The sequence below is a fragment of the Methylobacterium goesingense genome (assembly GCF_022179225.1).
Lineage (GTDB): Bacteria > Pseudomonadota > Alphaproteobacteria > Rhizobiales > Beijerinckiaceae > Methylobacterium > Methylobacterium goesingense.
The window spans coordinates 37,414-47,067 of sequence record NZ_BPQL01000115.1; the positions used below are offsets into that span (position 1 = coordinate 37,414).

At 70.5% G+C, this 9,654-nt stretch carries 10 protein-coding genes; 5 read left to right on the plus strand and 5 right to left on the minus strand.

Annotated elements, in window-relative coordinates:
- Nucleotides 1-59: 59 nt before the first annotated feature.
- From MFF30_RS19110 to MFF30_RS19130, 5 genes are all read right to left on the minus strand, one after another.
- Nucleotides 60-233, minus strand: a complete 174-nt coding sequence (locus MFF30_RS19110; protein ID WP_238281060.1) for a hypothetical protein — start codon at nt 231-233, stop codon at nt 60-62.
- A 49-nt stretch (nt 234-282) separates the two neighbouring features.
- Nucleotides 283-699, minus strand: a complete 417-nt coding sequence (locus tag MFF30_RS19115) for a globin family protein (RefSeq protein WP_238281061.1) — start codon at nt 697-699, stop codon at nt 283-285.
- A gap of 114 nt (nt 700-813) precedes the next feature.
- On the minus strand, nt 814-1,671 hold the full coding sequence (locus tag MFF30_RS19120) for an EamA family transporter (protein ID WP_238281062.1): 858 nt from the start codon (nt 1,669-1,671) through the stop codon (nt 814-816).
- Nucleotides 1,672-1,753: 82 nt separating this feature from the next.
- Nucleotides 1,754-2,569, minus strand: a complete 816-nt coding sequence (locus MFF30_RS19125) for a DeoR/GlpR family DNA-binding transcription regulator (RefSeq protein WP_238281063.1) — start codon at nt 2,567-2,569, stop codon at nt 1,754-1,756.
- A complete protein-coding gene (locus MFF30_RS19130) occupies nt 2,566-3,441 on the minus strand; it encodes a LysR substrate-binding domain-containing protein (protein WP_238281064.1) in 876 nt (291 codons plus the stop codon). Before MFF30_RS19130 ends, MFF30_RS19125 begins: the two co-directional genes overlap by 4 nt.
- 138 nt (nt 3,442-3,579) lie before the next feature.
- Here MFF30_RS19130 and MFF30_RS19135 point away from each other — a divergent pair, with 138 nt between their 5' ends.
- The 5 genes from MFF30_RS19135 to MFF30_RS19155 form a co-directional block, all read left to right on the plus strand.
- Complete coding sequence (locus MFF30_RS19135) at nt 3,580-4,704, plus strand: 2-aminoethylphosphonate--pyruvate transaminase (RefSeq protein ID WP_238281065.1); 1,125 nt, start codon at nt 3,580-3,582, stop codon at nt 4,702-4,704.
- Between the two features lie 35 nt (nt 4,705-4,739).
- Nucleotides 4,740-5,567 carry a phosphonoacetaldehyde hydrolase gene (gene phnX, locus MFF30_RS19140; RefSeq protein ID WP_238281066.1) on the plus strand — a complete coding sequence of 276 codons (828 nt, stop codon included), beginning with the start codon at nt 4,740-4,742 and terminating at the stop codon, nt 5,565-5,567.
- Between the two features lie 237 nt (nt 5,568-5,804).
- Entirely contained in the window at nt 5,805-6,830 is a 1,026-nt protein-coding gene (locus tag MFF30_RS19145; protein WP_238281067.1) for a putative 2-aminoethylphosphonate ABC transporter substrate-binding protein, read from the plus strand.
- Nucleotides 6,831-6,922: 92 nt separating this feature from the next.
- Nucleotides 6,923-8,020: a putative 2-aminoethylphosphonate ABC transporter ATP-binding protein gene (locus MFF30_RS19150; RefSeq protein WP_238281068.1), complete on the plus strand. Its 1,098-nt coding sequence runs from the start codon at nt 6,923-6,925 to the stop codon at nt 8,018-8,020.
- Between the two features lie 8 nt (nt 8,021-8,028).
- Nucleotides 8,029-9,654: putative 2-aminoethylphosphonate ABC transporter permease subunit (locus tag MFF30_RS19155; protein WP_238281069.1), on the plus strand; the 1,626-nt coding region annotated here is incomplete at its 3' end.

Genomic DNA, 9,654 nt, shown 5'->3' on the forward strand with positions numbered 1-9,654 from the left:
CGGGAGAACGGAAACCGGATTCCCGGGTGCCGCCCTCACGACCGGGAGGGCGGCCGACGTTACAGGGTGGCCGCCACGGTCAGGATCGAGGCCAGGCCCGCGGCCAGGAGCGCGTCGAACTCGGCATGCGCGAAGCCCGCGAGCTTGAGGCCGTGAGCGGCACCCACCACGACGAGCATCACGCCGATGGCCAGGAGGCGGGGCATCACCGTCTTCACGTCGTCGCTCCCCAACCCTGTGCGTTCCGGCCGATCGCCGTAGCGGCGATGCCCCGCGTCGGGATCATGCCCGCATGTCGGCGGCGGCGTCCTGCATGACGCGCGCCACGAGGCCGTAGGTCTCGGTCCAGGCCTCGCGCACCTCGGGCGTGAAGTCGGGCCCGAGCCCCTGCTCCAGGGTCCAGAGCAGCGCCTCCCCGACGGGCGCGTAATGCGCCGCCTGCGTGCCGAAGGCGACGTGCTGGCGCCCGAGCGTCTGGAGTGCGGGCACCACCGTGTCGGGCTTATGGAGATTCGTGACCGCGAGGCCGAGCATCGCCATGAGCTTCTTCTTCTGTTCCCTCATGTCTTCGGGAAACATCGCGCGGACCCCCGGGGCGATCTCGAAGAGGCGGCCGTAGAAGAGATCCGCGGCGGTGTCGGCGATGGGCCGCACCTTCGCGAAGCTGTCCTGAACGAGCGTGACCTGTTGCGGTGTCATCGACGTGCCCCATCCCTGCGCGACGGCCCGGATCGTACCGCCCGCTCTGCGTATACGGGCCCGGACGCCCCGGAGGTAGTCCTGTTCGGGGCGCGTGGAGCGAGGCTTGCGGCGTCAGGCCAGGCGCATGGCCACGACGCCCGCCACGATGACGATGACGGCCGTCATCCGCGACAGGAGGAGTGGCTCCTTCAGGACGAGAACGGAGATCAGCATCGCGAACAGGACGCTGGTCTCCCGCGTCGCCGCGACCAGGGGAATGGGCGCGACCGTCATCGCCCAGATGGCGATCCAGTAGGAGCCGAGGGCCAGGGCGCCGCCCCCGAGGCCGGGCAGCGTCAGGCCCCGGACGGAGCCCAGGACCTTGCGGCCGCGGGTCCAGAGGACGAAGGCCGGCAGCGGAACCGCGTCGACCACGAAAAGCGCGGCCGCGTAGGCGTGCGGGTCGCCCGCCGCCCGCGCACCGAGACCGTCCACCAGCGTGTAGCCGGAGATCAGGGTGCCGGTGAGCAGCGCGTAGCCGAGGGCCGTCCGGCTCAGCCGCTGCCCGCCGGCACTGGCGAAGGCCATCAGAGCAACGCCGGCACAGAGGATCGCGATCCCGAGGGCGGCGAGCGGCGCCAGCCCCTCCCGCAGCAGCAGAAGGGACGCGCAGGCGGTCAGGAGGGGGGCGCTGCCGCGCGCGATCGGGTAGACCTGCCCCATATCCGCGTGCCGGTAGGCCTCGGCCAGGGCGATGTAGTAGCCGAGGTGCAGCAGGATCGAGCCCGCCAGCCAGGGCCAGGCGGCGGCCGGCGGCCACCCGAACCACAGCGCGGCCGGCAGCGCGAACAGCCCGGCCGAGGCCGAGATCAGCGCCATGGTGAGGATCGGCTCGAGGCGAAGCTTGGCGACCGCGTTCCAGCCCGCATGCATGAAGGCGGCGGCCAGCACCGCGGCGAAGACAGGCAGGCTCATGCCGCTGGCCGTCATGGGGTCTCGCCTCCGTTGGAATCCGCGCCACCGCCAATGGAGGTGTGCCGCAAAAGAATTCAAAAAGCCACAAAAAACCACATCACGGGGCGACGATCACCGTGAGGCCGCGCGCCGTGAGGGCCTCCCGCATGGGCGCCGGGGGCTCCGCGTCGACGATCAGACCGGTCCCGGCCGGGATCGGCGTCAGGCGGATCGGCGTCATGCGGCCGAACTTGGTCCTGTCCGCCACCACGTAGCCGCGCTCGGCCGCTGTCAGCATGCGGATTCGCAACTCGGTGGGAAACGGCGCGAAATCGGTGATCTCCCCCGACGGCGCGATGCCGCCCGCGCCCACGAAGGCGAGATCGGCGCGAAAGCGCGCCAGGGCGGCCAGGGCGTCGATGCCGAACGCCGCCTCGTCTGCGCCCTCGACCTCGCCTCCGAGGACATGGACCCGCACGCCGGCGAGGCGGCACAGGACGAGCCCGACCGGCAGGCTGTTGGTGCAGATCGTCAGGCCCCTCGGCACGGGGCGCGTGAAGAGCGGATCGTGGCCGGCGAGCGCGTTGGCGACCGCCAGGGTGGTGGCGCCGGAATCGAGCAGAACCACCATGCCGTCCTCGACGAGCCCCGCCGCGACCCGCCCGATCGCGGCCTTGCCGGCCGCGTTGTCGCGCTCCCGTATGGCGAGGACCGGCTCGTCCGCGCAGCGCGTCGCCCCCCCGTGCACGATGGCGAGGCGGCCCCGCTCGGCCAGGGCCTTCAGGTCGCGCCGGATCGTCTCGCGCGAGACGCCGAAGCGGTCCGCCATCGCCTCGACGCTGACGCTGCCGTCCTGGCCGAGTCGCACCAGGATCGCGTCGTGGCGGGCGGCCGCGAGCGCCCGGTTCTCCGAAGCCGGGGGTTTCCGGGTCATCGCGCCGCCTCGTCTGTCTCGGTCGCCAGTCCGAACACCGCCCGGATCAGGCGCAGGTTCCGCCGCCGCGCGAGGCAGGCGATCGCGTGGCGGTTGCTGAGGTCGGCGCCCGCGATCGGGATCGCGGCGATCCGGGTGTCCGCCCCGCATTCCAGGGACGAGACGATGCCGATGCCGATCCCCGCGGCGGCGGCCTCGATCACCGCCTCGCGGCTGTCGAGCTCCATCAGCACGGTGGGCGCGACGCCGCCGGCCCGGCAGGCCCGGTCGAAGGTGCGCCGGGTCACCGAGGTCGGTTCGCGCAGCACCATCGCGGCGCCGTCGAGTTCGGCGCGGTCGAGCGTTTCGCGATCCGCCAGGGGATGGCCGCGCGGGACCACCGCGCAGATGCGCGAGACCGCGATCTGCGCGAGGTGGAGATCCGGATGCGCCTCGGCCTCGGTGAGCACGGCGACGCTCGCCCGCTCCGACAGCAGGGCCTCGCGGGTGTCGGCGGCGTTGCCGAGGATCAACCCGACGACGATGCCGGGGTGGCGTGCGCGCAGACGCGCCAGCAGGGGCATCACGATGTGGGGCGAATCCACCGCGATCTCGACCCGCCCCGAGACCAGGGTCCGGTTGGCCTCCAGGAGATCCTCCGCCTGCTCGACGAGGCCGAAGAGCGGGCCGGTGAGTTCGGCCAGGGCCCGGCCCTGCGGGGTCAGCTCGGCGGCGCGTGCGGTGCGCCGGAACAGCACGAGGTCGTAGCGCTCCTCCAGCGCCTTGATGTGCCCGGTCACCGCGGGCTGGCTGATGCAGAGGCGCCCGGCCGCGCGCGTGAAGCTGCCCTCCCGCGCGACCGCATCGAAGGCCCGAAGCTGGAAGAGGTTCATGGCGATCGATCGGTCAGACTGATGGCATGCATCACGAGAAACGATTTGATCTGATGGGTCGGCCGAACGCAAGGTCGCCGCATCCCGGAGCGCCCTCCGGGCACGGGATTGTCCCACGGCCGATCGGGCAGGATCACCATGACAGACGCCTCGTCCATCCCTTGGACGCCGATTCTCCTGACCCCCGGTCCGCTGACGACGTCCGAGCGCACCCGCGCGGCGATGATGACCGATTGGGGGTCCTGGGACGGCAGCTTCAACGCGCTGACGGCCGACGTCTGCGCGCGTCTCGTCGCCATCGCCAACGGCACCGGCAGCCATGTCTGCGTGCCGCTTCAGGGAAGCGGCACCTTCGCCGTGGAGGCCGCCATCGGCACCCTGGTGCCGCGCACCGGCAAGGTGCTGGTCCTCGTCAACGGCGCCTACGGCAAGCGCCTGGCCCGGATCTGCGAGGCGCTCGGCCGCGACCACACGGTCTACGAGACCGCCGACGACGTGCCGACCACCCCCGAGGCGGTCGACGGCCTGCTCGCCGCCGATCCCGCCATCAGCCATGTCGGGCTGATCCACTGCGAGACCAGCACCGGCATCCTCAACCCGCTGCCCGCAATCGCCGACGTGGTCGCGCGCCACGGGCGCGGCCTCATCGTCGATGCGATGAGCTCCTTCGGGGCGCTGCCCATTGATGCGGCCGCGGTGCCGTTCGAGGCGCTGATCGCCGCCTCGGGCAAGTGCCTCGAGGGCGTGCCCGGCATGGGCTTCGTGATCGCGCGGGCGGAGGCCCTGGCCCGGGCCGAGGGCAATTCGCCGTCGCTGGCGCTGAACCTCAGCGACCAGCACACCTACATGCAGCGCACGGGGCAGTGGCGCTTCACCCCGCCGACCCATGTCGTGGCGGCCCTCCACGAGGCCCTGCTGCAACACGCGGAGGAGGGCGGCCTGCCGGCCCGACACGCCAAGTACGCGCGCAACTGCGAAGTGCTCGTCCGTGGCATGGAGCGCCTTGGCCTGAAGTCCTTCCTGGCGCCCGGGATCCAGGCGCCGATCATCGTGACCTTCCACGCCCCGCGCGACCCGAAGTACCGATTCGCCGATTTCTACGCCGCAGTGCGCGCGCGGGGCTTCATCCTCTATCCGGGCAAGCTCACGCAGCTCGAGACCTTTCGCGTGGGCTGCATCGGCCACGTCGAATCCGCCGACATGGAACGTGCGGTCGAGGCCGTCGCCGCGGCGTTCGCCGATCTGAACATCACGACCCTCTGATCGCCCGTCCCTCGGCCGCACGCGAAAGTCTATCCATGTCCTACGCTCCTCCGAAGAAGCTCCAGGCTGCGATTCTCGACTGGGCCGGGACCGTGGTCGATTTCGGCTCCTTCGCCCCCACCCAGATCTTCGTCGAGGCCTTCGCGGAGTTCGGCGTCGCCGTGAGCCTGCCCGAGGTGAGGGGCCCGATGGGCATGGGCAAGTGGGACCACATCCGCACGCTCCTGAACGACCCCGCGATCGCGGCGCGCTACGCCGCCGCGCACGGGCGCCCCGCCACCGACGCGGACGTCACCGCGATCTACGAGCGCTTCATGCCGCTGCAGATCGAGAAGATCGCCGCGCATTCCGCCGTGATCCCAGGGGCGTTGGAGGCCATCGCCGACCTGCGGGCCCGGGGCCTGAAGATCGGCTCCTGCTCAGGGTATCCCGCCCGCGTCATGGAGCGCGTGGTCGCGCTCGCTGCCACCAACGGCTACGTCGCCGACCATGTCGTGGCCACGGACGAGGTCCCGAACGGGCGTCCCTTCCCGGCCCAGGCGCTCGCCAACGTGATCGCGCTCGGCATCGACGACGTCGCCGCCTGCGTGAAGGTCGACGACACGGTTCCGGGCATCCTCGAGGGCCGCCGGGCCGGCATGTGGACGGTGGCGCTCACCTGCTCGGGCAACGCGCTGGGCCTGAGCTACGACGCGTTCCGCGCGGCTCCCGCCGAGCACCTGACCGCCGAGCGGACCCGGATCGCCGCCCTGTTCGCCGATTCGAAGCCCCACTTCCTCATCGACACGATCGCCGACCTGCCGGGCGTCGTGGACGACATCAACGGATTGCTGGCGGCCGGGCGCATGCCCCAGGCCTGCTGAGGAGGTCGCCGCGGCGAGCCTCTTTTTGCAGGCAAACGAAGATTTCGGCATCGATCCGCGGCCGAGCGCCGCGGATCGCTTTCGGCTGTCCGCAAGGTTTGTAAGTACATCTGCATCGTGGTCCGTAATTAGGCACTATATGCAAAAAGCCTGGACTTGATCGCATTGGGATTTGTCTTCTTACTGTCATGGGCCAGGCCCTAGACATCGGAACGACAACACCCCGGAGTATCGTCCATGAAAGCCCTCGGCCTCCTCGCCCTGACCCTCGCCCTCGCGTCGTCGCTGACCGCACCGGTGTCGGCCGCCGAGCGCACCCGGCTCACGATCTACACGGCCCTGGAGAACGACCAGCTCGGTCCCTTCAAGGCCGGGATCGAGCGGGCGGTGCCCGAGGTGGAGGTGGTGTGGGTGCGGGATTCGACCGGCGTCATCACCGCCCGCTTCCTTGCCGAGAAGGACAATCCCCGGGCCGACATGGTGATGGGGCTGGCCGCCTCCAGCCTCCTGCTGTTCGAGAAGCAGGGGTTGCTCGCCACCTACGAGCCGAAGGGCGCCGACGCCCTGAAAGCCACTTTCCGCGATTCCGTGCCGCCCTACAGCTGGACCGGCACCGACGCCTCGATCGGCGTGGTCTGCTTCAACACGGCGGAGGCCGAGAAGGATGGGGTGAAGACCCCCGTGCGCTGGGCGGACCTGCTGGTGCCGGCCCTCAAGGGCAAGGTGGTGATGCCGCATCCGGCCTCCTCGGGCACCGGATACCTGCTGGTCGCGGGCTGGCTCCAGGGCATGGGCGAGGAGGCCGGCTGGGCCTTCATGGACAAGCTCCACGAGAACATCGCCGCCTACCTGCATTCGGGGTCGGCGCCCTGCGTCCAGGCCGCCCGCGGCGAGCGCACCGCCGGCCTGTCGCTCGACATGCGCGGCGCCGCCGAGAAGACCAAGGGCGCGCCCCTCGCGGTGGTCGTCCCCGCCGACGGCACGGGCTGGGACGAGGAGGCCTACGCCATCGTCGCCACCACCAAGCATCTGGAGCTCGCCCGCAAGGTCGCGGACTGGGGTGCCACGAAGGCCGCCAACGAACTCTACGCGAAGAGCTATGCGGTCGTCGCCTATCCGGGTGTCGCCAACGTGCCGACGAACTATCCCGCCAACGCCGAGGCCGCGATGATCAAGAACGATCTCGGCTGGATGGCCGACAACCGCGAGCGGGTGCTGGCCGAGTGGTCGCGCCGCTACGAGGCCAAGGCTGCCAAGAAGTAGAAGGCTGCCAAGAAGTAGAAGGCTGCCAAGAAGTAGAAGGCCGCCGAGAAGTAGGGTGCAGCCCCGGCCGCACAGAGATCAGGAGCACCGCCATGACGCCTCGCGACGCGACGCCGTTCCTCAAGGTTTCGGGCTTGTCGAAGCGCTACGGGGCCTTCACGGCCCTCGACGGGATCGACCTGGAGATTGACCGGGGCGAGTTCGTCTGCTTCCTCGGTCCCTCCGGCTGCGGCAAGACCACCCTGCTGCGCCTGATCGCCGGCCTCGACCGACAGGATGCGGGGCGCATCGCGATCGGCTCTGTCGACGTCTCGCGAGCGCCGCCGGCGGCGCGCGATTTCGGCATCGTGTTCCAGTCCTACGCGCTGTTCCCGAACCTGACGGTCGCGGCCAACGTCGCCTACGGCCTCGTCAACCGGCGGATGCCGCGGGCGCGGGTCGCCGCTCGGGTCGCCGAACTGCTGGCCCTCGTGGGCCTGTCCGAGCAGGGGCCTAAGTATCCGGTCCAGCTCTCGGGCGGCCAGCAGCAGCGCGTGGCGCTCGCCCGCGCCCTGGCGACCTCGCCCTCCCTGCTCCTCCTCGACGAGCCGCTCTCGGCGCTGGACGCCAAGGTCCGCACGCGGCTGCGCGACGAGATCCGGCAGCTTCAGAAGCGCCTCGGGATCACCACCATCATGGTCACCCACGACCAGGAGGAGGCGCTGGCCATGGCCGACCGGGTCGTGGTGATGAACCGCGGCACGATCGAGCAAGTGGGCACCCCGGCGGAGATCTACCGAAACCCCGCCACCGCCTTCGTGGCCGACTTCATCGGAGCGATGACGTTCCTCGATGCCCGGGTCGGTTCGGCCCGCCAAATCCGGGTCGGCGCCGTCGATCTCGTCTGCGAGGAGGGACGCGGCTTCATCCCCGGCAGTCCGGTGCGCCTCGGCTTCCGGCCGGAGGAGATCCGGGTCGGCAATGTGCGGCCGACCGACGTCAACGCGTTTCAGGTGCGGGTGCGAAGCCTCGAATTCCTGGGCGCCTTCACCCGTGCCCGCCTGGAACCGAGCCTCGACCTCGGTGGCTCGCTGGTGGCCGACGTCTCGGCCAACCTCCACGGCGACCTCGCCCTGACGGAAGGCCAGTACCTCTATGTCTCCCTGCCGCCGGCGGCCCTGCGGGCCTTCCCCGTAGCGGCGCACGCGTGAGCCGCGCCGTGGCCGAGTCCATCCTGGGGAAACCCAGCCTCGCCCGGGTTCTGCCGGAGGCCGCGCCCGCGAAACACCGGGCCGTGCCCGAGGCCGCGATCGGCGTCGCGCTCGTCGCGGGCCTGTGCCTGCTCCTCCTGCTCGTCATCGCGCTGCCCCTCGGCGCGCTGCTGATCAAGAGCCTGGAGGCGCCGGATGGCGGGATGGCGGGGCTGTCGAACTTCCGCACCTACTTCGCGACGCCGACCCTGGTCGAGGCCCTGTTCAACAGCCTGACCGTCGCCGGCAGCGTCGTGGGAATCGTGGTGCCGCTGGCTTTCGGCTACGCCTACGCGCTCACCCGCACGGCGATGCCGTTCAAGGGTCTGTTCCTGGCGCTGGCGCTCCTGCCGCTGTTCGCGCCCTCGCTGCTGTCGGGCATCGCGCTCACCTACATCCTCGGCAACCAGGGCTTCCTGCGCGGCCTGCTGTTCGGCCGCAGCGTCTACGGGCCGATCGGCATCACCCTCGCGGAATGCCTCTACGCCTTCCCGCACGCCCTGATCATCCTCGTCACCGCCCTCGGCCTCTCCGACGGGCGCCTCTACGAGGCCGCCGCCGCAATGGGGACGCGCCGCTGGCGTACCTTCCTCACCGTGACCCTGCCGGGGGCCCGCTACGGACTCGTCAGCGCGGCCTTCGTGGTCTTCACCCTGGTGGTCACGGATTTCGGCATCCCGAAGGTGATCGGCGGCCAGTACGCGGTGCTGGCCACCGACGCCTACCGGCAGGTGGTCGGCCAGCAGAACTTCCCCATGGGCGCCGTCGTCGGCCTGCTGATGCTGGTGCCCGCCGTGCTGGCCTTCGTGGTCGACCGCCTGATCCAGCGCCGGCAATCGTCCCTGCTCTCGGCCCGCTCGGTGCCCTACGAGCCCAAGGCCCACCCGGTTCGTGATCCGCTCGCGCTGGCCTACGCGGTGCTCGTGGCCGGCGTGATCGCGGGCACCTACGGGGTCGCGGTCTGGGCCTCGTTCATCCGCTACTGGCCCTACAATCTCGGCCTGACGCTCGACCATTACGACTTCGCGGCGGCCGATGCCGACGGCTGGTCGCCCTACTGGAACTCGCTCGCCATGGCGCTCTCGGTGGCCGCCATCGGCACGGCGGTCGTGTTCTGCGGGGCCTACCTCATCGAGAAGCTGAGGCTGTTTCCCGCCGGCCGGGCCTTTGCCCAACTGCTGGCGATGCTGCCGCTCGCCGTGCCGGGCCTCGTCCTCGGCCTCGGCTACGTGTTCTTCTTCAACGCGCCCTGGAACCCGCTGAACGTCCTCTACGGAAGTCTGGCGCTCCTCGTGATCAACACGCTCGCGCACTACTACACCGTGGCGCATGTGACGGCGACGACGGCGCTCAAGCAGATCGACCCGGAATTCGAGGCCGTGTCGGCCTCGCTGAAGGTGCCGTTCTGGCAGACGTTCCGCCGGGTCAGCCTGCCGATCTGCCTGCCGACCGTGCTGGAACTGTTCGTCTACCTGTTCGTCAACGCGATGACGACGGTCTCGGCGGTGATCTTCCTCTACGGGCCGAGCACCAAGCTCGCGGCCATCGCCATCGTCCACATGGACGAGGCCGGCACCACGGCGGCGGCCGCCGCG